The following is a 26,309-nucleotide window of genomic DNA, read 5'->3' on the forward strand; positions in this document are numbered from 1 at the left end:
TCGATAACTTGGCGTGTCAATGGGTCGGCAAAAGACTTCCTGTGCCCCGTCGCACACCGCAGCAAGCGCTTGTGAACCGGGGGCACCCCCGCCGGACACGGGACACGCGCGGGGCGGACCGCCGCGAGTTCTGACGAAGCCGTGACATCCGGCCGCCCGGCCGCCCACAGGCCCGTGACCGCGCCTAGCGTGAACGCGTGACCGTCCGGAGACCATCCCCCGATCTGGTGGCCGCCGCGTCGGCCCTGTCGCTCTTCGCCGCCGCCGCCGTCGTCGGCGCGGCCGTGAACGACGAGGACGTGCTGCTGCTGGACTGGCCCCCGCTGTTCGCGCGGTGGGAGCCGCATCTCGGGCCGGGTACACCGGCCGCCCTCCTGCTGGCCGCGCTGGTGGTGATCCACGGGCCCGCGCTGGCCGACCGGCTGACCTGGCGCGCGCTGGTCCGGGCGTCGGGATGCGCCTCGGCGGCGTGGATCATGTCGCTCGCCCTGATCGACGGCTGGCGGCGGGGCGTGACCGAACGGCTCGCGCACGGCGAGGAGTACCTGACGGCGCTCGACGACATCGGTCCCGTGGGCCCGTTCCTGAGGACGTTCACCGACCACATCCCGCTCGACTCCCCCGACAACTGGCCCGCCCACGTCGCCGGCCATCCGCCGGGCGCCACGCTGACGTTCGTCCTGATCGACCGGCTGGGACTCTCCGGCGGCGGCTGGGCCGCGGCGTTCTGCGTGCTGACCTCGGCCTCCGCCGTGCCCGCCGTCCTGCTGACCGTCCGCGCGCTGGCCGGGGAGGGACGGGCCAGGCTCGCGGCTCCGTTCCTCGTGCTGGCCCCCGCGGCGGTGTGGATGGGCGTCTCGGCTGACGGGTACTTCGCCGGCGTGGGCGCCTGGGCGGTGGCGCTGCTCGCGCTGTCCGTGCGCGGATTCCGGGGGCGGTGGGCACGACGGCTGGCGGCCCTCGGCTCGGGGCTGCTGTTCGGGCTGCTGCTCTACCTGTCCTACGGCCTGGCGCTCATGGCCGCACTCGCAGCGGTGGTACTGCTGTCGGCGCGGGACGGGCGCCCCCTGCCCTGGGTGGTGCTCGGCATCGCGCCCTGGGTGGCGGCGTTCACGGCGTCCGGTTTCTGGTGGTTCGACGGCTACACCGTCCTCATCGACCGCTACCACGCGGGAGCCGGCGGCTACCGGCCCTACGCCTACTTCATCTGGGCCAACCCCGCCGTCCAGGTCGCCTCGGTCGGCCTGGCGGCCGTCGCCGGGCTGCGTCGGGCGGCCGTGGAAGGAATGGCGAGCGCACGGGAGTTGACGGCCCGTCGGCCGGTCGACGCCGAACGTGCCGCGCTCGTCGCCCTGGTCGCGGCGGGGGCGGCGGCCATGCTCGCGGCCGACGTGTCCGGGATGAGCAAGGCGGAGACCGAACGCATCTGGCTGCCGTTCGCCGTCTGGCTGCTCCCCGCCACGGCGCTGCTCCCGGCGGCCCTGGCCCGCCCGTGGCTGGCAGCCCAGGCGGCGACCGCCCTGATCGTCAACCACCTGTGGCTCACGCGATGGTGAGCCCCGGGGGAAGGAAGTCCGCCGTTTCCGGGGAAGCGCCGGTGCGGGACCGCGCCCGGCTGCACGACGCGCGCACGGCCACCGCCGTCGGGCGCTGGCTGGGCGCGGGGGTGGTGGTGTGCTTCGTGACCGGTCTGATCAGTCACGGTCTCCAGACGCCCCCGGACTGGCTGGCGCCACGTCTGCCGACCCGTCCCGTGTGGGGCTACCGCGTCACGCAGGGGCTGCACGTGGCCACCGGCATCGCGCTGGTGCCGCTGCTGCTGGTGAAGCTGTGGGCCGTGCGTCCGCGTCTGTTCGTCCGGCCGCCCGTCCGCTCGGTACTGCACGCGGCCGAGCGCGCCTCGGTGGGGGTGCTGGTGTCCGCCGCGCTGCTCGAAGTGTTCCTCGGGCTGGTCAACACCGCGCAGTGGTACCCCTGGCCGTTCCCGTTCAAGCCGGTGCACTGGGCGCTGGCCTGGGTGCTGGTGGGTGCCACGATGCTGCACGTCGCCGTCAAGGCGCCGCAGGCAGCCGCGCACTGGCGGCGCTCGCCGGCCGATCCCCAGGGCCCCGACCGCAGGTCCCTGCTGCTCGGCACGGGCGCCGCGGTCGGCGTCGTGACGCTGACGACGGTCGGGCAGTCCGTCACGCCGCTGCGCCGCCTGGCGGTGCTGGCGCCGCGCGCCCCCGACGCGTCGGCCCAGGGAGTCCCGGTCAACCGGACGGCGGCCGAAGCGGGTGTCGCCGGTCTGGCGGCGGAGCGGTGGCGGCTGACCGTGGCGGGCCCGCGCCCGTTCGACCTGACACTCGCCGCGTTGAACGCGCTGCCGCAGCACACCGCGCGGCTGCCGATCGCGTGCGTCGAGGGCTGGAGCGCCGCCGCCGACTGGACCGGCGTGCGGGTGCGCGACCTGCTGGAACGCGCCGGCGCCCCGGCCGGCGCGGGGGCGCGCGTCGTCTCGCTCCAGCAGCAGGGCGGCTACCGCGTCTCCGAACTGCCGCCGCCGTACGCCTGGGACCCCCTGACGCTGCTCGCGCTGCGGATCAACGGGCGGGAGCTGTCGCCCGACCACGGGTTCCCCGCCCGGATCATCGCGCCCAACCGGCCCGGGGTGCTCCAGACCAAGTGGGTCGGCCGGATCGAGGTGCTGTCATGAGGGTCGTGCGCGGGGTGCTGGCCGTGGCCGGAACCGCTCTGCTGCTGGCGGGAGTACGGCTGGTGCTGGTGGCCACCCCCGCCGGGACGCCCGCGGAGGTGGCGATGTGGCTCGGCGGCGCGGTGGTGGCGCACGACGTGGTGCTCGCGTCGTGCGTGATGCTCGCGGGCGTGCCCATCCGCCGTCTGGCCTGGCACGGGGCGGTCCGCGGCGGGCTGCTCGCGGGCGGGTGCGCGACCCTGGTGGTGCTGCCGATCCTGCTGCGGCCCGGCGCGCCGCGGAACCCGACCGTGCTGCCGCTCGACTACCCGGCGAACCTGGCGGCGCTGTGGGCGGCCGTGGCGCTGGCGACGGCCGCCGTGGCACTGTCCGGCCGCCGCCGGACGCGCCGCACGGCACGTCCGGCGGCGGGGCGCGGGATCAGCTCACGCCCCGGCGCAGGACGCTGAACGCCCGGCCGGAGACGTTCCACCGGCCCGCCGGGAGCCAGCCGCCCCGGCACGCCAGGCCGTTCAGCGCGCGCGGCCCGAGACGCGCCCAGGGGAACGCCGTCGCGGTGACGCCCCACGGGGTGGACAGCCGGGCCTCGAAACGCTCGTCCATCTCGTCCGGCGCGGTCTCGACGAGCAGCAGACCGCCCGGTTCCAGCAGGGCGGCGATCCGCCGCAGCAGCGCGGCAGGGTCACCGCCGATACCGACGTTGCCGTCCATCAGCAGCGCACTGCCCCAGCGGCCCTCGGCGGGCAGCGGCTCGAACACCGAGCGCACCAGCGCCGTTCCCCCCGACGCGCGGGTACGGGCCACGGCGGCCGGGGCCGTGTCGATGCCGAGGGCCGGGCGCGCCGCACGGGCCAGCGCGGCGACCATGCGCCCGGGGCCGCAACCGATGTCCAGCACGCTGCCCCGGCAGCGGTCGAGGACCGACACGTCCGCCGCGTCCGGCTCGCCGCACCAGCGCGCGACGTCCAGCGGCAGCCGCCGCCCGTCCCCGCGCAGCAGATACAGCGGGCCCCGCCCGGCGCGCAGGGCGGCGGCGTACGGATCGGCGGTCCAGGGATGCGCGTGCGACGCGGCGACGGCGGTCACCCGGCGGCCTCCCCGCACCCGGCGGCCCGCCGCAGCGTGGCGTGCAGGGCGGTGAACCGTCCGGGCGGCGCCTCGGCGGCGACACACGCGGCATCGGCCGCCGTGTCCACGTCGCGCAGTGTCGGCAGCTCCTCGACGGTGAGGCCGAGCCGGCGCAGCCGCTCGCGCTGCGCCGTGCCGGTGTCCGCCCGCGACATGGGGACGCCGACGACCGCGTCGGGGCGTGGCTCGGCCATCCCGAGCGCCCAGAAACCGCCGTCGGAGGCCGGGCCGAGCCAGGCCCGGCCGGGTGGCCAGGAGTCCGGGGCGGTGGCCGGGGCGAGCAGCGCGGGGGTCAGCTGGGGGGTGTCCATGCCCACCAGCAGGGCCGGGCCCGTGCAGGCCGCGAAGGCGGCGGCGATCCTCCGGTCGAGCCCGCCGCCCGCCTGCGGCACCACGGTGAACCCCGGCGGCAGCCAGAGCCCCGGCCGTCCGTCGAGGACCAGGACGCGGCGCCGGGCCGGGGTGCGCAGGAGGGCGTGCAACGTGTCGGCGAGCGCCGCCTCGGCCAGCGCGGCGGCCTGCCGGGGCGTGAACGGCGGGGTGAGCCGCGTCTTGACCCGGCCGGGCACCGGCTCCTTCGCGATGACGAGCAGCGTCGCCGGCCCGTGCGGCCCGTGTGGCCCGCCCGTCCCTGGCCGCTCGGCCGTGCGGATCTCGTCCGTCTCGGGGACCCCGTCCGTCACTTGAGCACCGCCCGCATGTCGGAGACCGCCCGCCACGTGCCGAGCCACGTGCCCGTCACCTTGGAACGCCCCGTACGCGGCCCGTAGGCGACCTCCGTCTCCCGGATGCGCCAGCCCGCGTCGGCGGCGCTGACCACCATCTGGAGCGGATAGCCGCTGCGCCGGTCGGTCAGGCCGAGGCCGAGCAGCGCCGCCCGGCGGGCCACCCGCATCGGGCCGAGGTCGGACAGCTCGATCCCGGTGCGGCGGCGCACCATACGGGCCAGCACCCGGTTGCCGGCCCGTGCGTGCGGCGGCCAGGCGCCGCGTACGGTGGGCCTGCGCCGCGCCAGCACCAGATCGGCCTCGCCCCGCGCGACGGGGGCGGCGACCCCCGGCAGCTCGGCGGGGTCGAGAGTACCGTCGCAGTCGCAGAACGCCACCAGCTCGGCGGTGCTCGCGAGCAGCCCGGCGTGGCACGCGGCGCCGAACCCCCGCCGCGGTTCGCGCACCACCCGGGCGCCCAGCCGCTCGGCGAGGGACGCCGAGCCGTCGGTGGAGCCGTTGTCCACCACGAGGGCCCGCCAGCCGTCCGGAATCCGGGACAGCACCCAGGGGAGCGCTTCTGCTTCGTCGAGGCAGGGCAGCACCAGATCGCCCTGCGTCGTGGGGAAGTTGGTCACGCCACCTCACCCTACGAAGCCGAAACGGACAAATCGGGGCGTGAGGTCTTACGGAACGCTGACATCGGCCAGGCGCCGCCGGCTCGCGGCCGACGTCCGGGGGACGTGGTGTGAGACTCGGGGTATGCACCCGCAGAACCTCCCGACCCCGCCCGCGCGGATTCTCGTGGTCGAGGACGACCCGACCGTCGCCGAAGTGGTGGCCGGCTACCTGCGCCGGGCGGGATTCGCCGTCGACCGTGCGGGGGACGGGCACACGGCGCTGGCCAGAGCCGCCGCGTGCCCTCCCGACCTGGTCGTCCTCGACCTGATGCTGCCCGGCCTCGACGGCCTCACGGTCTGCCGCGCGCTCCGCGAGAGGGGCCCGGTGCCCATCGTGATGCTCACCGCGCGCGGCGCCGAGGAAGACCGCGTGCTGGGTCTTGAGACGGGCGCGGACGACTATGTGACCAAGCCGTTCAGCTCCCGTGAGCTGGCGCTGCGCGTGGCCTCGGTGCTGCGCCGCGCGGGCTCGGGCCCCACCGCGAACGCGGCGCCGGACGGCGGCGGCGTGCTGCGGGCGGCCGGCATCACGCTGGACACCGGAGCGCACACCGCGTCCGACGCCCGCGGCGAGCTGCGGCTGACCCTGCGCGAGTTCGACCTGCTCGCCCACTTCCTGCGCTTCCCGGGACGCGTGTTCAGCAGGGAGGCGCTGATGAGCTCCGTGTGGGGCTGGGACTACGGCGACCTGTCCACCGTCACCGTGCACATCAGACGCCTGCGGCACAAGATCGAGACCGACCCCGCGGGCCCCCGCCTGATCACCACGGTCTGGGGCGTCGGCTACCGCTTCGACGCGGGGTGAGGACCGATGGGACTCCAGCAGCTCCTGCGCGACCTGCCGCTCATAGCCCTCTACGCCGCGGCGGGCGCGGCCGTCGCCGGTGCCGCCGGTGTGGGCGCTCTCGCCGCGGTCAGGCGCCGCCCGGTCGCCGTGTCCCTGGCCGTGCTCATCGCGGTCACCGTGAGCGCGCTCCTCGCGGGGACCCTGTCGGTGGCCTGGGCGATGTTCCTGTCCCCCCACGACCTGGCCGTGGTGACCACCGTGAACGCCGTCGGCGCCCTCGCGGCCACCGCCACCGCCGTCCTCCTCGGCCGCTGGGTGACCGGCGCCCACCGCGCCCTGGAACGGTCGGCACAGGCAGCGGGCGAGGGCGGCTCGTTCATCCCGCCACCCGGCCCCATGCCCGCCGAACTCACCTCGCTCGCCGCCCAGCTGGCCTCCGCGCAGGACAAGCTGGCCTCGGCGAGGGAACGCGAACGCGCGCTGGAGTCGTCACGCCGGGAACTGGTCGCCTGGATCTCCCACGACCTGCGCTCACCCCTGGCCGGGCTGCGGGCCATGGCCGAGGCGCTTGAGGACGGCGTCGCCGAGGACCCCGACCGCTACCACCGGCTCATCCTCAGCGAGGTCGAACGGCTCAGCTCCCTGGTCGGCGACCTCTTCGAGCTGTCGAGAATCCAGGCGGGGGCGCTGTCCCTGAGCCCGGCCCGGCTGTCGGCCTACGACCTCGTCAGCGACGCCGTCGCGGGGGCCGACCCGCTCGCGCGGCAGCACGGGGTCCGGCTGGCCGACCACGGCGTGGAGCCCCTGCCCGTCGAGGTCGACGGCAAGGAGATGCACCGCGTCCTCGCCAACCTCCTCGTCAACGCGATCCGCCACACCCCGCCGGACGGCACGGTCGCCGTCGCGGCCACGCGCCGCGCGGAGTCCGTGGTGCTGTCCGTGACCGACGGCTGCGGGGGCATCCCGCCCGAGGCCCTGCCCCGCGTCTTCGACACCGGCTGGCGCGGCTCCGACGCCAGGACGCCTCCCGCGGGGGCCGGTCTCGGCCTCGCGATCGTGCGCGGCATCGTGGAGGCGCACGCCGGCCGTACGAGCGTGGACAATGTCGACGGCGGCTGCCGCTTCGAGGTGGTCCTGCCCGCGCCGTGACGCGGGGGGTGCGGACGGCCGCGCCGCGCGGCGGTCCTTACGGAAGTCTGACGTCGCGCCCGGCGGGCACCTGTCCGCGACGTCGCGCGGATAGCGTGCCGCCATGCGTGTACTGGTCACCGGCGGCGCCGGTTTCATCGGGTCGCACATCGTCGCGGAACTGCTGCACCACGGCCACGAGCCGACCGTCCTCGACGTGCGCCCTCCCGACCCCGCCACCCCGGCCGGGGTGCCCTGGCACCGCGCCGACATCCGCGACCCGGGGGCGCTGCGCCGCGCGGTGCGCGGCGCGGACGCCGTCTGCCACCAGGCGGCCAGGGTCGGCCTCGGCAAGGACTTCGCCGACGCGCCCGGTTACGTGAGCGTCAACGACCACGGCACCGCGCTCCTCCTCGCCGCCATGGCGGACGCGGGAGTCGAACGCCTGGTGCTGGCGGGCTCGATGGTCGTCTACGGCGAGGGGCGCTACGAGTGCGCGGCGCACGGGCCGGTGCGCCCGGGGCCGCGCGACCCCGGCCTGCTCGCCGCCGGGTCGTTCGAGCCCCCCTGCCCGAGCTGCGGCACCCCGCTCGTCCCCGGCCTGGTCACCGAGGACGCCCCCGCCGACCCGCGCAACGTCTACGCCACGACCAAGCTCGCCCAGGAACACCTCGCCGCCTCCTGGGCCAGGGCCACCGGCGGACGGGCGACCAGCCTCCGCTACCACAACGTGTACGGCGACCGGATGCCCAGGGACACGCCCTACGCCGGCGTCGCCTCGTTCTTCCGCTCCGCGCTGGAGGCCGGGCGCGCGCCGCGCGTCTTCGAGGACGGCGGGCAGCGCAGGGACTTCGTGCACGTCGCCGACGTCGCCGCGGCCAACGCCGCCGCCCTCGCCGTACTCGCGGAACGGCCGCCCGGCACGCTGCGCGCCTACAACGTGGGCAGCGGCGAGCAGCGCACCGTCGGCGAGATGGCCCGCGCGCTGGCCGACGCCCATGGCGGCCCGGCCCCGCTCGTCACGGGCGAGTACCGGCTGGGCGACGTGCGCCACATCACGGCGTCCCCGGCGCGCGCCCTCGCCGAGCTGGACTGGACGCCGCGCGTCGCGTTCGCCCCCGGGATGCGCGCGTTCGCCACGGCACCGCTCCGCGCGGCCTCCCCCGCCGGGACCGGCACGGACGCCGGCGGCGTCGGTCCGCAACCCCGGCTGAATCACGGGTGAAGTCACCACCTGCGGGCGGTGTTCGGACGGCATGGGCGTCGCCGGACTGGACGGAGCGGGTGATCGGCGGCCTGGCCGGTGGGCATCGGGACGCTCCGGGTCCGCGTGCGGCGTCACGCCGGGTCGTGCAGCAGCGGCGGCGGTCCGGGCCGCTGCACGGGCTTCGGGCTCGCCGCGGTTGCCGGTGCCGTTTCGACGACGGCCGCGTAGGCCGTGGACATCCCGCGGCCGACCCGGGGCGCCCACGAAGGCCCCACGGACAAGACCGTCCACGGACCGGTCACAGCAGAACCCCCGGGGGCAGAAAGACCCCAGCTGCGCCGGGGTCTCCATGAGTGTCCGAGGGGGGACTTGAACTCTTCCCTCATCAAGGGCGGCATCAGGCCGCTGACCTGGGGTTTCAATGAGGAAAGCGGTCGGTGGGACACCCAGCTCCTACCGGCCGCTACCTGCATGTTCTCGCCTGTTCCCGAGTGCTACTGGTCACGCATTGGTCATGGCCGAGGCGGTTGCCCAGTGCGGACACCGGGGACCGCGCAAGCACCGACCACCCCGACTCGATCGTCCGGCCGCTCGAATACCTCGCTGGCTGTGAGCTGATCCGCTCGGAAGAGGCGGCGAACCAGCCACGGCATTCCCACCCGCCACAGGGTGGGAATCACCAGCCTGGGTACGCCAATGGAAGAGCGGGCGCTCTTGAAAAGCACTGCATGCCGGTTCAAATCCGGCCCCGGGTACGCTCGATTTCACTGCTGACCGGAAGGGACTGCATGCTCGCACCTGCACGGTTCAAGACCTTCCAGGACGCGTATATCGGAGTCCTGGAGTACGTCTCGCACCACTACGAGTACAGAAACTCCCCACGAGGTAACGCGAGTCACGAGTGTATCGGCCTTTCCTTCCAGCTCTCCAACCCGCGGGAGCGCTCGCTCTACCTCCCCGCACGTAAGGTGAACCCCGCCTTCCATTTCGCCGAGGCACTTTGGTACCTGGGCGGCCGGGACGACCTTGCGATGATGGCGCACTACTCGCCGCGGATGCGGGAATTCTCCCGGGACGGAAAGACTATTCCCTCGGCGTACGGTTCCCGCATCTTCAACGCCGCCGGGGCGAATTCGTCGCAGTTCGAGACGGTTCTTCGGCTCCTGCGCACGGAGGAGGACAGCAAGCGTGCTGTCCTCCAGGTGTTCCGGCCGGAGGAGCTGGTCCGTCAGGACAACCCGGACGTCTCCTGCGTCATCGCGCTTCATCTTCTCGTCCGCGACGAGCGGCTGCACATGGTCTGCTACATGCGCGCCAACGACGCCAACCGCGGACTCGTCGCCGACGCGTTCTCCTTCACCTTCATCCAGGAGTACGCCGCCGTCCTGCTGGGTCTCAAGCTCGGCACCTACACCCATCACGTGGGATCGATGCACATCGGTGACCGCGACATGGACCGGGTGGCCCGCATCCTCGCCGCGACCGACGCATCTCCCCGTACGCGTCGCAGCGAGTTCGCGTTCCCCGCCATGCCGGCCGGGACCTCCGCTGCCACGATCGCCACCGTGCTCGCGCACGAAGAGGCACTGCGCCACAACGAGATCGGCTACCGGCCCGACGACATCGCCGCGATGGAACTGCCGTCGTACTGGCGGCAGATCGTTCTCGTCTTCGAGATCCACCGCCAGATTGCGTACAACCGCGACCGCACCGTCAGCGAGGCCGCCCTTGAGGCTCTCCACCCTGGCCTTCGCTGGTTGGTCGCGAACAAGTGGCCGAAGCACGTACCGTCCAGCGCGAGGAGCACCCAGTGAAACAGCCGCCGGAAGTGCGTGGTGGAGTCCTCGGGGGAATCGACTGGAGCCGGTGGAGCGTCGTCCTGCTCAAGCCCGACTGCGTACGCCGCGGCTTGGCGGATGCCGTGCTCGACCGGCTCGCCGCCGAGGCCGACATCCGGGGCCGGAAGAATGTCACGGTGGCTGACTGGCAGGTCTTCATCCACTACTGGGACCTGCTGGTCGATGCGGACTGGTTCATCGGGCTCGATGTCCCCGCCTGCCTCCGTTCGATGTACGTGGACCGCCGAGTCACAGTCGCTCTCGCGCACGGCCCCTCCGGTATAGCCGGGCGCCTCCGACAGCTCCTCGGCCATTTCGACCCCTCCGAGGCCGCTCCCGGAACCATCCGCGGGGACCTCGGCACAGACAGCCTCGCCGCCGCCCGCGCCGCCGAACGTCTGGTGGAAAACCTTGTCCACACCAGCGACGACGCCGACGCCGCCCGCCGGGATTTCGGCACTTGGTACGGCGCGAACAGCCACCAGTTGCTCGGCACTCCTCACCTTCCCGCGCCCCTCGATCACGGAAGGACACCGGCATGACTGCCTCCGGGCGTTCCCGCTGCTCACTGCCCTTACTGACGCCGGAACAGGCCGCCGCCCTCAAGCCCGCTCTGACCGAGGTGATCGAGTACCGGAAATCCGGGCTCTCCCTCAACCACATCATCGGCTGCCCGCTCGACTGCGGCTACTGCGTCCGGCACCTCTTCGACAACTTCGAGATGAAGACCCCCCGGGCCTTGATGCCGGACCGGGAAGCCGTGGAACAGCTCGTCTGCCACCCTTTCTTCCGGCCGCACGTCACCCCGATCCAGATCTTCAACCGCGCCACCGATCCGATGCTGGCGAACGTCAAGCCGCACACTTTCAACGTCCTGGCTCACCTCGACCGCCAGGGCCTCACCAACCACGTCCTTGTCATCACCCGCTGGCGCGTGAGTCCCGAGGACTGCGCGGAGTTCAACAACCTCCGCAACGTCAAGCTGACCGTCCTCGTCACCCACTCCGGGATCGACGACGACCGTATTGAACCCGTGGACTCCACGATCGCCGCCGAGAGCCTGCGCACGCTCCACGCCCACGCCCGGAACTACCGGACTGTCCTCTACTGGCGCCCCATCGTCCCCAACCTCAACGACTCCGACGCCCACCTCGAACGAGCCAGGGAACTGTCCGAGCACGCACACGCCACGGTCTTCACCGGCCTGTTCTTCCGCAAAGAGATCGCCGCATACTACGCGGCCCACGACTTGCCCGTGCCTTACGACGGCACAGCCCGGCGCAAGATCATGCCCGAACAGGCCGAACACCGCATCCTCGAACACTTCCGTCAGCCCGGCGATCACACAGCACCCTGGGGCGCGCTGTTCCGCAAGACGTCCTGCGCGGTCGCCTACGCTCACGGCGAGCCGGACTACAACGGCCACTACGGCATCCGCGAACTCTGCTCCATCTGCCCCGTCAACCAACTCAACCTGTGCGCCTCCGCGTGGAAGGCGCCGGACATGGGCGACGTCGCCGAACAGGCCCGCCGACTGGGGGCCACCGGCGGCATCCAGCTCACCGATCGGGCCATCATGGTCGAGGGCCTGGACGAACCGCCGCGCTACTACCTCCAGCACGGCTTCGGCTATCAGGTTCATGACGTGAGCAAACCCCACCTCTACCGCCGACATGGCCGTGCCGACATCGGCTGGCCGGACGAGGAGACACCCGCACCGTGAACTACGAGTCCTGGCCCCGGCTGATCGTCGTTGACGTCGAGGGCAACGGCGCCACTCCGCCCGATCTGGTGGAGGTCGCTCTGCTGCCCCTGACCGGAGGTGTTCCCGACCTGGCTTCGGCCGGGGCCTGGCTCATCCGCCCGCCCGTGCCGGTAACCTCGTTCGCGGCACGGGTCCACAGGCTCGACAACGCCCGCCTCGCCGACTGCCCGCCGTGGAACGCGGTGTCCGGCGAGGTGGGCGCGCAGCTCGGCGAGGCGTGGATCTGCGCGCACAACGCGAGCGTCGAGTACAAGGTCCTGCGCCGCCACCTCCCCGACTGGAAACCGGACGGCGTCCTTGACACCCTCCGGCTCAGCCGAACGACACTTCCCGACGCTCCTGGGCACAACCTCGACGCCCTGATCGAGCACCTCGGCCTCGACCTCTCACAGGCCTCCGGACAGCGACACCGCGCAATGTTCGACGCCTACGCCGCCGCTCAACTCCTGCTTCGCCTGGCGGAGCGATATCCCTCTTGGGAGAAGCTCATCGAAGCCGCGAGCCCGCCCGGCATCCCGGAGCCGGGGGCCCCTCCCACGCTGTGGTAGCGAGAATGGGCAGGCCCCAGGAACAACTGGCGACACCATCCTGGCGTGTGTCAGCAATTCACCCGCGGAAGCTGCTGGGCAGATCGTGCGATGCGACGTTGCGAGGTACCTCTGCCATCGGCGCCCTGGCGAGGTGACCCGGCCTGGGCCGCGGGGGTGCGCAGGGGCAGGTCGGGGGCGGCGTGATCACCACCAGCCGGAGGCTGGCCGCCGTGACGGGACGCAGGACGTGGATCAGGCCGGGCGTGCCTTGGCGGCCGGTGATAGCGAGGTGCATCTGCGTGCGGTCGGGCGCCAGCTCGGATGCGGGGTAGGAGTCCCAGCGCTGGCGCAAGTCGGGCTGCTCGCGCAGGTCGGCGACCAACGCCTCTGCCGGGCGAGGGTCGGCCACGATCAGGCGCGTGATCCGCATCGACTCGACCATGGCTCTGACGCGTCCCACCCATTCGCCCCGGAACACCGACTTTGCCTCGGGGGCGTGGACCAACCACTTCAACAGGTTGCCCCCGTACTTCCGCTTCCCCGCAATGGGCAGCCATGCGTCGAACCGCGGGTTGCTGGCATAAATGTTCCGAAACGCGTCAGTGACCATCGTGGGGTCGGGGATGCGGCCGACGAGCACCCGCAGATCCCTGAGCGAAGACCTACTGCGATGAACAGCGCGTCTGTTTCTGCTTGGCCTAGGCCGAGGACTCTACCGAGTGCGGCTATTCGCTCGGGGCGGTCCGCAGGACCCGGAGAAGGTCTCCGGCCGCTGGCGCACCTTGCGCAAGCGGCTGGGGCTCCCCGATGGCTTCCGGGTCCAACGACTTGGACTGCGGGGCGAATCCCGTCGAAGTGTCAGCGAAGGTCCGACACCACTCACCCGGCTACACCGAGAGCCGGTACGGCAAGCGCCGCGAGGAGGGGGCTCGGAAGCTGGCCGCCGCCAGCTCCAGCCGGATCAAGCTCGCCGCGGTCGCCTGACGAGCAAGATCGTTTTCGGGCTGGTCACGCCGCTGGTCACGACGGCCCCCGACAACAGCCTCCGCACTACAACCGAGAGGGCAACTCCCTGATGCACGCTGTCCGACTGAGCACCGCCGACGCTGCGGCGACCGTCGTATCGCACACTGAGTCAGTCACCGACTGGTGCGCCCGGTACGTCCAGCCGTGGTGGGCCGCCGAGACCGTCCCCATCAAAGGCCCGATGACCGCACCCCTCTTGGCGGCCGAGGTCGATTCCGAACGGTACGTGGACCTCGCCACCGAGGTATCGGACGCCGACCACACGACGGTCGAGTACGCCCGCACGCCCATGCTCGTCGCCCGGGACCAGGCCGAGGGCGTCATCACCGCCGTCACCCCCAGCACCTCGTTGGCCTACCGCTCCGAGACCCACGCCGGACGACTGAGCATCTACGGTACCGATCCCAGGGAGGTCGCTACCGCTGCCGCCCGCCTCGTCCGCGAAGCCGTACGTGGTGTTCTGCTCCGCGACGGCTGGACCGTACTCCACGCCTCGGCTGTCGAACGTGACGGCCGGGTGGTGCTGTCCTTCGGTGGAAAGGGGGCGGGCAAGACCACCACCGCCCTCACCCTCGCCACGCACGGCTGGAAGCTGCTAGCCAACGACCGTGTCTTCGTCCGCCCGGACGGCACGGGCGGCGTGCGGGTGCTGCCCTGGCCTTCGGCTGCCGCGCTCGGCCTCGGCCTGCTCGACGCCTTCGGCTGGTCCGACGTGGTGCGGCGCCATCTCGAAGCCGGAGAAGCGCTTCACCCCACGCAGGACCAGCGGGTGACGGACGCCCTGCTGGCCGGACGCCGCGAACCGCTGTGGCAGGGCAGGCGGGAGCTGAAGGCCCAGGTCTTCCCCGATCAGTTCCCGACCTGGCTCGGCGTCGAACTGGCCACCACGGGCCGCGCCGCCCACCTGCTGTTCCCCCGGGTCGCCCCCGGCGCCGCACCGACGCTTGGAGAGAACTGCCGCGCCCTGGAAGAGCAGGACTTCATGACCGGCGCGACCGAAGACCGCTACCCGGATGTCTTCGGTCTGGCCGGAGGCGTGGACGGCGGCGGCCACGCGAACAGCCGTGAAGCCGCCACGGAGCTGCTCGCCCACCTTCCCCACCACACCGTCACCCTCGGCCACGACACCGCGGCCAACGCTGACATCCTCACGAAGCTAGCTTCCTGAACGGTCGGAGACGCAGCCCCACCCCGCAGAGCGCAAGGTGGGGCGGCTTCTTCCATCGGGCTGAGGAACGTCAGGGCGTGCGGCTCCTGCCGACGTGCTCGATGGAGATGATCAAAGGCTTCTCGCGGACGATCTCGTAGACCACCCGATAGAAGCCAACACGCATACGCAGAAGGCTCGCACCGTACGGTTGTGCCCCGGCCGGCCGGGGATTCCGGGCCAGAAGGTTGATGCTGTCCAATACTTGATCCGTGCCCCCCGGGTCCTGCTTGGCTAAGCGTGCGAGGCTCTTCTTGGCCTTAGGGTCCCACTCGATGGTGCTCATCAGTCGCGTCGCATTTCCTTGAGGACTTCTTCGTGAGGAATCCCTCGTTCACCTCGCAGCTTGCGTAGCTCAGCGCGCGTGGCGGCCAGCTCGTCTTCGAGGTCTTCAAGCACCGAGGGGTTGATCACCAGTGCGATGATCCTGTCCTCGGTGTCCACAAGCGCGATGTCGTCACGTGATTCCGCGATCCGGCGCGCCAGAGGCATCAACTGTCTCTGGGCATCTGGAATGGACATGACTTCCCACGGTCCTAGCTTTCTCAGCCCTTCCAGCGGTGCGTATTCATCCACGTATCAATCGTATCCACTGGCGAGAGGCGCGAATCGCTCCCGGATGCGGTGGCGCAGGTGACGCGTGTGGGCAACTGGGCGTTCCGCTACTGCGGACTACTGAGGATGAACTCGTGATGTCGTGTCGTTGCTCAGGTTGGTTTGATGGTCAGGCCGGTCTCGGCGAGGCAGCCGTCGATGAGGTGGTTGCGGTACTGGATGTGCCGTAGGCCGCGCCGGACGGTCTGCACGAGGTGTTCGGGAGTGCTGAAGGCGACGTTGGAGAGCCAGCCGCGCCGCAGGAGGGACCAGATCCCTTCCACGGGGTTGAGATCGGGCGCGTAGGGCGGCAGATAGTAAATGGTCAGCCAGTCCCGCACTTCGGCGAACTCCCGCAGACCAGCGGCTTTGTGGACATTGAGATTGTCCCAGACGAGCACGATCGGGCCGCCGAGCTGCTGGTGGGCAGCGGTGAGCAGGTCTCGGTAGTCCTGCCAGGAGAAGCTCTTGCGTCCGTCGCGTCGGCCGTCGTCCCGGCGGGGCCGGTAGATCAGCCTCGATCGGTGGCCAGGTCTGTAGCAGGTTAACGCTACGATGGATATCCGACGGCGGGACCGGCCGCGAACGCGCACCACCGGGGTCCGGCCACGCCGTGACCACGTCTTCGCCTGCGGCGGCGTCATGGAGAAGCCGGCTTCGTCCTCGAAGACCAGCCAGGCTCCACGGGCCGCCGCTAGCCTTCCGCGCTGGGCCAGACCTCCTTGACCCACCCGGCCACCGCATCGTCGTCGCGTTCCATCGCGCGCCGGGCCGGGACCTGGCAGGACCACCCGTTACGGACCAGTAGCTTCCGCACTCCCTGGATGGTGTAGGTCAGGTGGAAACGCCGACCGATCACGGTCTTGACCCGGGACAGCGTCCAGCGCTGGTCCTCCCAGCCATGTGCAGCAGGCCCTTTCGCCAGCTCCGCCTCCAACTGCGCGAACTGCTTCTCGCTCAGCCTCGGCAGCGACGCCGGACCCTGGGACCGCAAAGACTGCGGACCGCCCTCGGCCCACGCATGGCGCCATCGCTGCACCGAGCGGACGCTGACCCGCAGGTCCCTTGCGATCGACGTACTGCCCTCGCCCCGGGCGAACCGATCTCCCGCCTGGAGCCGTAACTCCTCGCGCCTGTACTGCCGTTCGGCGGTCAACCCGCCACCCTGTGGATACCGCATCTTCCCGTGATACCCCACCCCGGCACCAACCGTCAGCCCCTACGACTCCACGAGTTCATCCTCAGTAACGACTCACCTGCGCACCTGTTGAGCGGATCGTACGACTCGGCGCTGGGAGGGAACGCTCTGGCGAGGTGACCCGGCCTGGGCCGCGGGGGTGCGCAGGGGCAGGTCGGGGGGCGGCGTGATCACCACCAGCCGGAGGCCGGCCGCCGTGACGGGACGCAGGACATGGATCAGGCCGGGCGTGCCTTGGCGGCCGGTGATAGCGAGGTGCATCTGCGTGCGGTCGGGCGCCAGCTCGGATGCGGGGTAGGAGTCCCAGCGCTGGCGCAAGTCGGGCTGCTCGCGCAGGTCGGCGACCAACGCCTCTGCCGGGCGAGGGTCGGCCACGATCAGGCGCGTGATCCGCATCGACTCGACCATGGCTCTGACGCGTCCCACCCATTCGCCCCGGAACACCGACTTTGCCTCGGGGGCGTGGACCAACCACTTCAACAGGTTGCCCCCGTACTTCCGCTTCCCCGCAATGGGCAGCCATGCGTCGAACCGCAGGTTGCTGGCATAAATGTTCCGAAACGCGTCAGTGACCATCGCGGGGTCGGGGATGCGGCCGACGAGCACCCGCAGATCCCTGAGCGAAAACCTACTGCGATGAACAGCGCGTCTGTTTCTGCTTGGCCTAGGCCGAAGACTCTACCGAGTGCGGCTATTCGCTCGGGGCGGTCCGCAGGACCCGGAGAAGGTCTCCGGCCGCTGGCGCACCTTGCGCAAGCGGCTAGGGCTCCCCGATGGCTTCCGGGTCCAACGACTTGGACTGCGGGGCGAATCCCGTCGAAGTATCAGCGAAGGTCCGACACCACTCACCCGGCTACACCAAGAGCCGGTACGGCAAGCGCCGCGAGGAGGGGGCTCGGAAGCCGGCCGCCGCCAGCTCCAGCCGGATCAAGCTCGCCGCGGTCGCCTGACGAGCAAGATCGTTTTCGGGCTGGTCACGCCGCTGGTCACGACGGCCCCCGACAACAGAAAAACCCCAGGTCACCTGGGGTCTCTGGTGGTGTCCGAGGGGGGACTTGAACCCCCACGCCCTTAAACGGGCACTAGCACCTCAAGCTAGCGCGTCTGCCATTCCGCCACCCGGACGAGTGTGCGCCTGCCGGGTTTCCCGGCGGGTGACACACACCCTACCAAGATCCGGCGGTGCCTTTCACGCCCGTGCCCGGCGGCCGGGGACCGCACGCCCGCGGTACGACAGCGCAGGCAGCCCGGCGGGTGCGCGCTCCGGTACCGCGATCCCCCGGGAGGGACGCAAGGGCGTCGGCGTCATGTGGGCGGGCAGCGTGCGCAACGGGGCGCCGTTCCTCTGCTTCGCCTTCGTGCCCGGCTTCGGTGGAAACCGCGACGCGACGGACCCCGGGGCTGCAACGGCGCCTGCCCCCGTCCCCACCGGCCGGGCAGGGAACGGCCGCCCCAGCGCCTCAGCCACGCTCCCGCGCGTGGCACGAACGGCGGGTGTGTTCGATCCACGGCCGCATGCCGCGCCGGTCCGCCGGCTCGGTCGGCACCGCGTTCATCCCCACCGCGCGTTCCCCTCCTCGGAGAGCCGCCGCGCGGGGCCGTTCCGCGTCCGGGGCGGCCGGAAGCGCCGCGCTGCGCGAGCTGCGCCGGCGTCATCAGGGCCCCACTGCGCTGTGGCTTTTGTCCGCCGATGACTCATCCGGTCCACAGTTCGAGCGCTCCTAGGATGGGGCTGAACCATCGCAGCAGGAGGCAGCGTGAGCCAGACAGACCCGACCCCACCGGAGGATTCCCGGATCAGCGCGCGCGGCGAGCAGGAGGCCGTCGACCTGTGCCGTGACCTGATCCGCATCGACACCAGCAACTACGGCGACCACTCGGGCCCCGGCGAACGCGCCGCCGCCGAGTTCGTCGCCGAACAGCTCGCCGAGGTCGGCCTCGAACCGCAGATCTTCGAGTCCCACCCGGGCCGCGCCTCGACCGTCGCCCGGATCGAGGGCGCCGACCCGTCGCGGCCCGCCCTGCTCATCCACGGCCACACCGACGTCGTCCCCGCCAACGCGGCGGACTGGACGTACGACCCCTTCTCCGGCGAGATCGCCGACGGCTGCGTCTGGGGCCGCGGCGCCGTGGACATGAAGGACATGGACGCGATGACGCTCGCCGTCATCCGCGACCGGCTGCGCAGCGGGCGCAGGCCGCCGCGCGACATCGTGGTCGCCTTCCTCGCCGACGAGGAGGCGGGCGGCGTGCACGGCGCCCGGTACCTCGTGGACAACCACCCCGGCCTCTTCGAGGGCGTCAGCGAGGCGATCAGCGAGGTCGGCGGCTTCTCCTTCACCGTGAACGAGAAGCTGCGCCTCTACCTCGTCGAGACGGCGGAGAAGGGCATCAACTGGATGCGCCTCACCGTGGACGGCACAGCCGGGCACGGCTCGATGACCAACAAGGACAACGCGATCACGGAGCTGTGCGAAGCGGTCGCCCGCCTCGGCCGGCACCGCTTCCCGGTCCGCGTCACCAAGACCGTCCGCTCCTTCCTCGACGAGCTGTCCGACGCGCTCGGCACCGAGCTGGACCCCGAGGACATGGACGAGACCCTCGCCAAGCTCGGCGGCATCGCCAAGCTGATCGGGGCCACTCTGAGCAACACGGCCGCCCCCACGCAGCTCGGCGCCGGATACAAGGTGAACGTCATCCCGGGCCAGGCCACGGCGCATGTGGACGGCCGCTTCCTGCCCGGTTTCGAGGAGGAGTTCGAGGCGGACCTCGACCGTGTCCTCGGGCCGCGCGTCAAGCGGGAGCGCGTGCACTACGACCGGGCGGTGGAGACGGAGTTCGACGGCGCGCTGGTCGCCGCGATGCAGTCGTCGCTGCGCGCCGAGGACCCGATCGCGCGCGCCGTCCCTTACATGCTGTCGGGTGGCACCGACGCGAAGTCCTTCTCCCGGCTCGGCATCAGGAACTTCGGCTTCGCGCCGCTCCAGCTGCCGCCCGAGCTGGATTTCGCGGGGATGTTCCACGGGGTGGACGAACGGGTGCCCGTTGACGGGCTGAAGTTCGGCGCCCGTGTGCTGGACCGTTTCATCGAGCAGTGCTGACCCGGTGCCGAGCCGGTCCAGGCCGGCACCGAACGATGTGACGGTTTCTCAGAAGAAAATCTCTTAAGAAAATCGCACCCCTGTTCCCGATCCACCCAGCTGGGTGAAAGAGCCCCGCGCCTCGTGCCCCCGATCACGCCCCCTCGTTACGACGAGTGCAGTCCCCGGCTGGGGCCGCATTGTCACAAGGAGGAATAATGATCAAGAAGGTCGTCGCCGTCGCGGCAGCTGCCAGCGGTCTGATGCTCGCGGGCGCGGGGCTCGCCACCGCCGACTCCGAGGCGGCCGGTGCCGCCGTCGGGTCGCCCGGTGTCCTGTCGGGCAACGTTGTCCAGGTTCCCGTCCACGTGCCGGTCAACGTGTGTGGCAACACCATTTCCGTGATCGGTCTCCTGAACCCCGCCTTCGGCAACACCTGCGTCAACGGCTGACTGCCGCGCCCCATCCCATGAGGGCGTAGAGCCGGCGGCCTCGGAGCGCGCACCGTGCGTTCCGGGGCCGCCAGGCTTGACCTCGGGCGCGGGAGCCCTCAGCCCCCCACCCCGCGACCCATGAAGATCAAGGCAGGGGAACACCACCATGCGTCAGGTCACGAAGAAGGGCCTGCTCTCCGCCGCCGCCTTCGGCGGCGTCTTCGCGCTCTCGGGCGGAGCCGCCTTCGCGGACTCCGATGCCGCCGGTCTCGCGGCCGGGTCGCCCGGCGTCGCGTCGGGCAACAACGTCCAGGTCCCGGTCGACGTGCCGGTGAACATCTGCGGCAACACCGTGAACGTCGTCGGCATCCTCAACCCCGCGTTCGGCAACAACTGCGTGAACAACGGCGGCGACGAGGGTCCCGGCGGCGGTGACGGCGGCTCGCAGGCGAGCGGCGCGGCCGTCGGCTCGCCCGGCGTCGCGTCCGGCAACGATGTCCAGGTCCCGGTCGACGTACCGGTCAACGCCTGCGGCAACAGCGTCTCGGTCATCGGCATCGGCAACGGCGCCTTCGGCAACGGCTGCGCCAACGACGCCGACATCGAGCGCCCGGGGGAGCCGGAAGAGCCCGGCGAACCGGGGGAGCCCGAGGAGCCGAACGAGCCCGGCGAGCCGGAGGAGCCGAACGAGCCGGGAGAGCCCGGCGAACCGGGTGAGCCCGGCGAGCCCGGCACCCCCGAGGAGCCCGGCAGCGAGACCCCGGAGACTCCGGGCGGCACCACCCCCGACACCACCGGCCCGCAGGCCGGTGCCGAGCCCGCCGGCGGCGAGCTGGCGGAGACCGGCAGCGACGTCCCGATGGGCGCGGCCCTGTCGATGGGCGCGGGCCTGCTGCTCGGCGGCACGCTGCTCTACCGCCGCTCCCGCGCGGCGCACCGCGGCTGAACCGGTAACCCCACGCACCGGCAGCCGCGCGCCGGTCACCGGCCGGCGACCGTGCCACGATGACGGCGCCACCGTGCCGACGCCTCCTGGCGCACACGCACGGTGACCGCCGTCCACCGGCCGGTCAGCGCGTATATACGAGTGGGCCCCGTCCGTCATGGGGCCCACTCGTCACCATGTGGGGCGCAACTGACGGATGATCCTGCGGCGCAGCCGCACGCGGCGGCTGCCGTCGGGGTACAGGCGGAGTCGGGCCAGCTCCCAGTGACCGTATTCGGCGTGGTCGGTCAGCAGGCGCGTGGCGGCGGCACGGGAGACACCCCGCGGGACGTACACATCGCGAAACTCGTATTCCGGCATCGCAACCATTGTGCGCGCACGCCCTGGATGCCGATACCGTCTGCACCATGTCTGATGCTGTGCAGCCGACCGCTGCCGAAGTCCGTGCCGCCGCCGACGCGCTCAAAGAGGCGATCGACCGGCACCTCGCCGCCGTCGAACGCCGGGCCGCCGGACCCGACACGGACACGGAGGCGGCCGACGCCGCCGTGTTCGCCGCGTTCAACGAGATGGCCGCCGCGGGCGAGGCGTACGACGAGCTGCTGTACGACGTCTATGACGAGGTCACCCCCTTCGAGGTCCCGGAGACGGACGGCGGCGCCGCGTACGACGGGCCCGACGAGCCGGAGGCCCTGAGCGTCTTCATCCGCCGGGACTACACCCTGGTGGAGCCGAGGCGGCTGCTCGCCCAGGCGCAGCGGATCGCCGAACTCGACCCGGACAGCGCCCTCGCGGGCGGCCCGGACGCCGACGAGCCGGGCGGCCGGAGCGTGCAGACGGCGCTCGGCGTGCTGTTCGGCGAGTTCGACCCGGACGAGATCGCCGGCCGTCACAAGGAGTTCGGCCTGGAGGAGGGCGACGCGACGCTCTGGGTGACGGTCGGCGACGAGCCGGCCGAGCCGGGGGAGTGGCTGTCCGCGCCGTTCGACTCCGTGGACCCGGAACGGGTCGTCTGCCGCTTCGACATCAGCGAGGCGTTCGAGGAGGACGACGACCTGGAATCCGAGGACTGACCGCGTACCCCTGCGGGGCGCACGGCGGAGGACGGGCGGTGCTCGCCCGCGGTGGAGCCGGGGAGCCCGCGATCCGCCACCACGCGGGCGCGGTCCTCGCGGTCGAGCCACGCGGTACGCCGCGGCACCGCTCCGAGCCACCGCGCCGCGGCCCCGCCCGTAGCCGTATCCGTACGTGACCCGGCCGCTGACCGGCGGCCCTCCGCGTCAGGTGGCGGCGGGGGCCGAGGCGGCGAGCTGCTCGCGCAGCAGCGTCCGCAGCCGCGTCTCCCTGGGGGGCGCGGGCGGCCCCGCGACGGCCGCCGCCAGTCCGGGACCGCTGCCCTGTACGACCGAGAGGTGCTGCGCGGCGCGGCTGAACGCGGTGTACACCCACGAGCGGTCCATGATCCCGTCCGCGTCCCCCGGCAGCACCACGACGGCCGCCGGCCACCTGCTGCCCGCCGCCTGGTGCGCGGTGAGCGCCCAGCCGTGCCTGACCGTCTCGCCGACCTCGTCCACCGGCACCACGAACCTGCCGTCCGCGTCCTCCAGCCACAGCCCCTGCGCGTCCGCGCCGGTGACCGTCGCGGGCCGGACGCGGCCGGGCGCGGGGGAGTGGGCCACGCGGTCGCCCGGGTCGAAGCCGCCGAACCTGCCAGGGCCGGGGTTGAGCCGTTCCTTCAGCGCCGTGTTGAGCGCCCGGGTGCCCACCGGGCCCGCGTGCCCCGGCGTGACGACCTGGACCTCCGCCCCCGACCGCCCGAACGCGCGGGGGATCGAGTCGGCGACGAGCTGGACCGCGCGGTGCACGGCCTCGCCCGGGTCGCGCACCGGCACGATGACGACCTCGCGCCCCGGCGCCTCCGGCTGGAGCAGCTCTCCCACGCCCACGCCGGACACCAGCTCGCCGACCGGCCCCTCGTCCGGCGTCCGCGACGCGACGTGCGGGCCGAAGTCCGCGCCCAGCACGTCCGCGAGGACCTGCCCGGGACCGGCCGCGCCCAGCAGCGCGGGATCGCCGCTGAGGACGAGCCGCGCGCCGTCGGGCAGCGCCTCCACCAGCGAGGCCGCCGCCTCGGCCGGCAACTGTCCGGCGTCCAGGACGGCCAGCAGGTCGAGCGGCAGCATGCCCTCGGCGTCGCGCCCAGGCCCCTCCTCGCCCGCCAGCAGACCGGCCACGGTCACGGCGGCGTCCGCCTCGTCGTCCGGCAGCAGCGCGGCGAGGGCGCGCCGCCCGTCCCGGCTGTGGGCCGCGGCGCAGGCACGCAGGCCCAGCGACCGCGCCGCCGCCAGCAGCGTGGCCGGTTCCGCACGCGCCGCCGCGCCGCCGGTGTGGACGACCACGGCGTGCCCGGCCGCCGCGCGCAGCAGCGCCGCGGCCGACGGCGAGGGCGCGCGGCCCGCCGCCGCCTCCCAGGCCGCCGCCGCCTCGTCCGTGACCGGCTCGAACGTGCCGCGCAGCCGCGACAGGCCGTCCGCGAGGCTCTCCTCCGCCAGCGCGTACCGGTCGAGGCCGAGCAACAGCCGCACGGGCGCGGCCTCCTCGTCGTCCCCCGCCGCCCGGCCGCCGCCCGCAGGGGCCTCCACCGCGTCCCTGAAGACGAGGACGGCGCCGGACTCCACCGCGTCACGCACCGCCTCGTCCGGTTCCGGCACCGCCTGCCCGGCGAGCCCCTTCGCGATGTCGTCAACCGCCACGGCGGTGTGCCCGGCGAGGGCGGCGCGCTCCAGCAGCCACACCGCCAGCGCCCGCGTCCGCCGCTCGTCGCCAGGACCCGCCTCCGCGCCGAGCGTCGCCCGCGCGAAGCCGTCCGCCGCCTCGGGCCGCACGCCGGGCACGGCCAGCAGGCGCCACGGATCGTCCCGCAGCTCCCGCTCCGCGCCCTCGCCGAGCGCCGTGGCCACCGCGCCCGCCAGCGCCTCGGGCGCGCCCCCCGCCGCGAGCAGCGCGGGCAGCCCTTCCGGCACGGGCACGGGCGCCGCCGTACGCGCCGGGCGCGCGCGGGGCCCCGGCGGAACGGGCGTGGCGGGCCGCGCCGGGCGCGCCGGTTCGGCGAAGAACGACGAGGCGGGCCGCTCGCCGCTCTCCACGGCCTTCACCGCGGCCCGCAGTCTGGCCGCGGCGTCCTCCGGAGGCGGTGGCGATGCGTTGTCCGCGGTCACAGCGTGCTCCAGTCGTGGTCGGGATAGTGGTGCACCGGGGCCGAGACGTCGTCCAGGGCCCGGCTGATCTCCTCGGGAAGCGTAAGGTCCTCCACTGACAACGCCTCGTCGAGCTGCCGTGCCGTCCGCGCCCCGAGCAGCGGAGCCGCCACCCCCGGCCGGTCCCGCACCCACACGAGCGCCACCTGGGCGGGCGTCACCGCGAGCCCGTCCGCCGCTATCGTCACCGCGTCCACGATCCTGGCCGCCGCGTCGTCCAGGTACGGCGCGACGAACCCGGCCAGCCGCTCCGACGCGCCCCGCGAACCCGCCGGGCGCGCCCCGTTCCGGTACTTGCCCGTCAGCACGCCACGGCCCAGCGGCGACGACGGCAGCAGCCCCACGCCGAGGTCGAGCGCGCCGGGCAGCACCTCGCGCTCCACGCCCCGCTGCACCAGCGAGTACTCCATCTGCGTGCTCGCGAGACGGGTCCTCGCGCCCTGCCCCGCCAGCTGCCACGCCGCCGCTTTCGCGAGCTGCCAGCCGCTGAAGTCGGCGACCCCCGCGTAACGGGCCCTGCCGCTGCTCACCGCGATGTCCACGGCATGCAGCGTCTCCTCCAGCGGCGTCGCCGGATCGAAGGCGTGCACCTGCCACAGGTCCACGTGGTCCGTGCCCAGCCGTTCCAGCGACGCGTCCAGCGCCGCCAGCAGATGGCCGCGCGAGCCGTCCACCCTGCGGTACGGGTCCGGCACGCTGCCCGCCTTCGTCGCGAGCACCACGTCCCGGCGCGGCACCAGCGAGCCGACGAGCCGCCCCAGCAGCACCTCCGCGCCCCCGTCGCCGTACACGTCGGCGGTGTCCACCAGTGTGCCGCCCGCCTCCCAGAACGCCTTCAGCAGCTCCGCCGCGTCCTGCTCCCCGACATCCCTGCCCCAGGTGAGCGTGCCGAGGCCGAGCCGGGAGACGCGCAGGCCGGTGCGGCCCAGGTGCCTGAGTTCCATGGGCGTTGAGCGTACTTGCGGCCAGGCGTTACAGTCGCCGGGAGCGGCGGGTTACCCGTCGGTAAGCGGCGGCAGGAGGAGCGGACATGCGGCTCGGTGTGAATCTCGGCTACTGGGGCGCGGGCCTCGACGCGGACAACCTGGAGGTCGCCCGCGAGGCGGACAGGCTCGGCTACGCGGTCTGCTGGGCCGCCGAGGCGTACGGCTCGGACGCCCCGACCGTCCTCGCCTGGGTCGCCGCGCAGACCCGCCGCATCGACGTCGGCGCCGGAATCCTCCAGATCCCCGCCCGCGCCCCCGCCATGACGGCCATGACCGCCGCGACCCTCGACGCCCTCTCCGGCGGCCGCTTCCGCCTCGGCCTCGGCGTCTCGGGCCCGCAGGTGTCCGAGGGCTGGTACGGCGTACGGTTCGACCGCCCGCTCGCCCGCACCCGCGAGTACGTGGACATCGTCCGCACCGCCCTGTCCCGCGAACGGCTGACCCACCGGGGCGACCACTGGACGCTGCCCCTCCCGGACGGCCCCGGCAAGCCCATCAAGCTGACCGTCCACCCCGTCCGCCCCCGCATCCCGGTGTACATCGCCGCCATCGGCCCGAAGAACCTCGCCCAGACCGGCGAGATCGCCGACGGCGCCCTCCTCATCTTCTTCGCCCCCGAGCACGCCGAGGAGACGACGCTCCGTCACCTCAGGGAGGGCCGCGCGGCGGTGGGCGGCACGCTCGACGGCTTCGACGTCGTCCCGACCGTGCCCCTCGCCGTCGGCGACGACCTCGACACCCTCGCCGACCACTTCCGCCCCTACACAGCCCTGTATGTCGGCGGCATGGGCAGCCGCGAGCAGAACTTCTACAACCGCCTCGCCCGCCGCATGGGCTACGAGCGCGAGGCCGCCGAGATCCAGGACCGCTACCTGGCCGGCGACCGCGACGGCGCCGCCGCGGCCGTACCCCGCAGCCTGATCGACGCGACCACCCTCATCGGCCCCGTCGAGCGCATCGCCGACCGCATGCGCGCCTACGCCGACGCGGGCGTCACCACCCTCTCCCTCGCCCCCGCCGGCCTCACGCTCGACGAACGCCTCGCCGGGCTGCGCGCGGGCGTCGAGGCACTGGAACGCGCGGGGCTCGCCTGACCCCCCGCCGCCGCGGCGGCCT

The 26,309-nt window shown here is 72.7% G+C and carries 29 protein-coding genes and 2 tRNA genes; 18 read left to right on the forward strand and 13 right to left on the reverse strand.

Features of this window, described 5'->3' with window-relative positions:
- The first annotated feature begins 197 nt into the window (after positions 1-197).
- Genes ACL02R_RS06120 through ACL02R_RS06130 form a run of 3 tightly spaced genes read left to right on the forward strand, consistent with a single transcriptional unit; the run spans position 198 to position 3,144 of the window.
- The gene (locus ACL02R_RS06120) at positions 198-1,556 is read left to right on the forward strand and encodes a hypothetical protein (RefSeq protein ID WP_412795826.1); all 1,359 of its coding nucleotides are present in this window, start codon (positions 198-200) and stop codon (positions 1,554-1,556) included.
- Positions 1,550-2,695: a molybdopterin-dependent oxidoreductase gene (locus tag ACL02R_RS06125; protein WP_412795827.1), complete on the forward strand. Its 1,146-nt coding sequence runs from the start codon at positions 1,550-1,552 to the stop codon at positions 2,693-2,695. The genes ACL02R_RS06120 and ACL02R_RS06125 overlap by 7 nt, the downstream gene beginning before the upstream one ends.
- Positions 2,692-3,144 (forward strand): hypothetical protein, encoded by a 453-nt coding sequence (locus ACL02R_RS06130; RefSeq protein ID WP_412795828.1) that lies wholly within the window; start codon positions 2,692-2,694, stop codon positions 3,142-3,144. Before ACL02R_RS06125 ends, ACL02R_RS06130 begins: the two co-directional genes overlap by 4 nt.
- Here ACL02R_RS06130 and ACL02R_RS06135 read toward each other — a convergent pair.
- The 3 genes from ACL02R_RS06135 to ACL02R_RS06145 are packed head-to-tail and all read right to left on the reverse strand — an operon-like array spanning position 3,116 to position 5,168.
- Positions 3,116-3,781, reverse strand: coding sequence for a methyltransferase domain-containing protein (locus tag ACL02R_RS06135; RefSeq protein ID WP_412795829.1), 666 nt, complete (start codon positions 3,779-3,781; stop codon positions 3,116-3,118). The two genes, ACL02R_RS06130 and ACL02R_RS06135, sit on opposite strands and share 29 nt — an antisense overlap.
- Positions 3,778-4,476, reverse strand: coding sequence for a TIGR04282 family arsenosugar biosynthesis glycosyltransferase (locus tag ACL02R_RS06140; protein ID WP_412795953.1), 699 nt, complete (start codon positions 4,474-4,476; stop codon positions 3,778-3,780). Before ACL02R_RS06140 ends, ACL02R_RS06135 begins: the two co-directional genes overlap by 4 nt.
- A gap of 26 nt (positions 4,477-4,502) precedes the next feature.
- Complete coding sequence (locus tag ACL02R_RS06145; protein ID WP_412795830.1) at positions 4,503-5,168, reverse strand: glycosyltransferase family 2 protein; 666 nt, start codon at positions 5,166-5,168, stop codon at positions 4,503-4,505.
- 124 nt (positions 5,169-5,292) lie between these two features.
- Between ACL02R_RS06145 and ACL02R_RS06150 the strand changes: the two genes are divergently transcribed.
- The 8 genes from ACL02R_RS06150 (at position 5,293) to ACL02R_RS06185 (ending at position 12,483) form a co-directional block, all read left to right on the forward strand.
- Complete coding sequence (locus tag ACL02R_RS06150; protein ID WP_412795831.1) at positions 5,293-6,015, forward strand: response regulator transcription factor; 723 nt, start codon at positions 5,293-5,295, stop codon at positions 6,013-6,015.
- 24 nt (positions 6,016-6,039) lie between these two features.
- Positions 6,040-7,146 (forward strand): sensor histidine kinase, encoded by a 1,107-nt coding sequence (locus tag ACL02R_RS06155; RefSeq protein ID WP_412795954.1) that lies wholly within the window; start codon positions 6,040-6,042, stop codon positions 7,144-7,146.
- A 103-nt stretch (positions 7,147-7,249) separates the two neighbouring features.
- Positions 7,250-8,350, forward strand: a complete 1,101-nt coding sequence (locus ACL02R_RS06160) for an NAD-dependent epimerase/dehydratase family protein (RefSeq protein WP_412795832.1) — start codon at positions 7,250-7,252, stop codon at positions 8,348-8,350.
- 664 nt (positions 8,351-9,014) lie between these two features.
- Positions 9,015-9,087: transfer RNA gene (locus tag ACL02R_RS06165), tRNA-Ser, on the forward strand.
- A gap of 33 nt (positions 9,088-9,120) precedes the next feature.
- Positions 9,121-10,146, forward strand: coding sequence for a thymidylate synthase (locus ACL02R_RS06170; RefSeq protein ID WP_412795833.1), 1,026 nt, complete (start codon positions 9,121-9,123; stop codon positions 10,144-10,146).
- Entirely contained in the window at positions 10,143-10,712 is a 570-nt protein-coding gene (locus ACL02R_RS06175) for a nucleoside-diphosphate kinase (protein WP_412795834.1), read from the forward strand. Before ACL02R_RS06170 ends, ACL02R_RS06175 begins: the two co-directional genes overlap by 4 nt.
- Positions 10,709-11,893 (forward strand): radical SAM protein, encoded by a 1,185-nt coding sequence (locus tag ACL02R_RS06180; protein ID WP_412795835.1) that lies wholly within the window; start codon positions 10,709-10,711, stop codon positions 11,891-11,893. Before ACL02R_RS06175 ends, ACL02R_RS06180 begins: the two co-directional genes overlap by 4 nt.
- Positions 11,890-12,483, forward strand: a complete 594-nt coding sequence (locus ACL02R_RS06185; protein ID WP_412795836.1) for an exonuclease domain-containing protein — start codon at positions 11,890-11,892, stop codon at positions 12,481-12,483. Before ACL02R_RS06180 ends, ACL02R_RS06185 begins: the two co-directional genes overlap by 4 nt.
- Positions 12,484-12,541: 58 nt before the next feature.
- Here the strand turns inward: ACL02R_RS06185 and ACL02R_RS06190 are convergent, their stop codons facing one another.
- The gene (locus ACL02R_RS06190) at positions 12,542-13,105 is read right to left on the reverse strand and encodes a hypothetical protein (protein ID WP_412795837.1); all 564 of its coding nucleotides are present in this window, start codon (positions 13,103-13,105) and stop codon (positions 12,542-12,544) included.
- A gap of 215 nt (positions 13,106-13,320) precedes the next feature.
- On the opposite strand from ACL02R_RS06190, the gene ACL02R_RS06195 reads away from it, so the two are divergent.
- Together ACL02R_RS06195 and ACL02R_RS06200 are read left to right on the forward strand one after the other, a co-directional pair.
- On the forward strand, positions 13,321-13,449 hold the full coding sequence (locus ACL02R_RS06195; protein ID WP_412795838.1) for a hypothetical protein: 129 nt from the start codon (positions 13,321-13,323) through the stop codon (positions 13,447-13,449).
- A gap of 223 nt (positions 13,450-13,672) precedes the next feature.
- A complete protein-coding gene (locus ACL02R_RS06200) occupies positions 13,673-14,659 on the forward strand; it encodes a hypothetical protein (RefSeq protein ID WP_412795839.1) in 987 nt (328 codons plus the stop codon).
- Positions 14,660-14,729: 70 nt separating this feature from the next.
- On the opposite strand, the gene ACL02R_RS06205 is transcribed toward ACL02R_RS06200, so the two are convergent.
- The 6 genes from ACL02R_RS06205 to ACL02R_RS06230 form a co-directional block, all read right to left on the reverse strand.
- A complete protein-coding gene (locus ACL02R_RS06205) occupies positions 14,730-14,984 on the reverse strand; it encodes a type II toxin-antitoxin system RelE family toxin (RefSeq protein ID WP_412795840.1) in 255 nt (84 codons plus the stop codon).
- On the reverse strand, positions 14,984-15,274 hold the full coding sequence (locus tag ACL02R_RS06210; RefSeq protein ID WP_412795841.1) for a hypothetical protein: 291 nt from the start codon (positions 15,272-15,274) through the stop codon (positions 14,984-14,986). Before ACL02R_RS06210 ends, ACL02R_RS06205 begins: the two co-directional genes overlap by 1 nt.
- Positions 15,275-15,405: 131 nt before the next feature.
- Positions 15,406-15,936, reverse strand: a complete 531-nt coding sequence (locus ACL02R_RS06215) for a transposase (protein ID WP_412795842.1) — start codon at positions 15,934-15,936, stop codon at positions 15,406-15,408.
- 50 nt (positions 15,937-15,986) lie between these two features.
- Complete coding sequence (locus ACL02R_RS06220) at positions 15,987-16,472, reverse strand: winged helix-turn-helix domain-containing protein (protein WP_412795843.1); 486 nt, start codon at positions 16,470-16,472, stop codon at positions 15,987-15,989.
- A 72-nt stretch (positions 16,473-16,544) separates the two neighbouring features.
- Positions 16,545-17,096, reverse strand: a complete 552-nt coding sequence (locus tag ACL02R_RS06225) for a hypothetical protein (RefSeq protein ID WP_412795844.1) — start codon at positions 17,094-17,096, stop codon at positions 16,545-16,547.
- 431 nt (positions 17,097-17,527) lie between these two features.
- Positions 17,528-17,615, reverse strand: a tRNA-Leu gene (locus ACL02R_RS06230).
- Between the two features lie 632 nt (positions 17,616-18,247).
- On the opposite strand from ACL02R_RS06230, the gene ACL02R_RS06235 reads away from it, so the two are divergent.
- The 3 genes from ACL02R_RS06235 (at position 18,248) to ACL02R_RS06245 (ending at position 20,950) form a co-directional block, all read left to right on the forward strand.
- Positions 18,248-19,591 carry a M20/M25/M40 family metallo-hydrolase gene (locus tag ACL02R_RS06235; RefSeq protein ID WP_412795845.1) on the forward strand — a complete coding sequence of 448 codons (1,344 nt, stop codon included), beginning with the start codon at positions 18,248-18,250 and terminating at the stop codon, positions 19,589-19,591.
- A gap of 197 nt (positions 19,592-19,788) precedes the next feature.
- Complete coding sequence (locus ACL02R_RS06240) at positions 19,789-20,022, forward strand: chaplin (RefSeq protein ID WP_412795846.1); 234 nt, start codon at positions 19,789-19,791, stop codon at positions 20,020-20,022.
- 148 nt (positions 20,023-20,170) lie between these two features.
- Entirely contained in the window at positions 20,171-20,950 is a 780-nt protein-coding gene (locus ACL02R_RS06245) for a chaplin (protein ID WP_412795847.1), read from the forward strand.
- Between the two features lie 171 nt (positions 20,951-21,121).
- Here ACL02R_RS06245 and ACL02R_RS06250 read toward each other — a convergent pair whose 3' ends face one another.
- Positions 21,122-21,310, reverse strand: coding sequence for a DUF5703 family protein (locus ACL02R_RS06250; protein ID WP_110945908.1), 189 nt, complete (start codon positions 21,308-21,310; stop codon positions 21,122-21,124).
- A gap of 47 nt (positions 21,311-21,357) precedes the next feature.
- On the opposite strand from ACL02R_RS06250, the gene ACL02R_RS06255 reads away from it, so the two are divergent.
- Positions 21,358-22,023 carry a hypothetical protein gene (locus ACL02R_RS06255; RefSeq protein ID WP_412795848.1) on the forward strand — a complete coding sequence of 222 codons (666 nt, stop codon included), beginning with the start codon at positions 21,358-21,360 and terminating at the stop codon, positions 22,021-22,023.
- A 207-nt stretch (positions 22,024-22,230) separates the two neighbouring features.
- Here the strand turns inward: ACL02R_RS06255 and ACL02R_RS06260 are convergent, their stop codons facing one another.
- Positions 22,231-24,180 carry an ATP-binding domain-containing protein gene (locus ACL02R_RS06260; protein WP_412795955.1) on the reverse strand — a complete coding sequence of 650 codons (1,950 nt, stop codon included), beginning with the start codon at positions 24,178-24,180 and terminating at the stop codon, positions 22,231-22,233.
- Complete coding sequence (locus ACL02R_RS06265) at positions 24,165-25,151, reverse strand: aldo/keto reductase (protein WP_412795849.1); 987 nt, start codon at positions 25,149-25,151, stop codon at positions 24,165-24,167. Before ACL02R_RS06265 ends, ACL02R_RS06260 begins: the two co-directional genes overlap by 16 nt.
- An 86-nt stretch (positions 25,152-25,237) precedes the next feature.
- Between ACL02R_RS06265 and ACL02R_RS06270 the strand changes: the two genes are divergently transcribed.
- Positions 25,238-26,287 (forward strand): LLM class F420-dependent oxidoreductase, encoded by a 1,050-nt coding sequence (locus ACL02R_RS06270; protein WP_412795850.1) that lies wholly within the window; start codon positions 25,238-25,240, stop codon positions 26,285-26,287.
- Positions 26,288-26,309: the final 22 nt, after the last annotated feature.

This window comes from Streptomyces sp. MS19, assembly GCF_047200595.1.
In the GTDB taxonomy this organism is placed as follows: Bacteria; Actinomycetota; Actinomycetes; order Streptomycetales; family Streptomycetaceae; genus Streptomyces.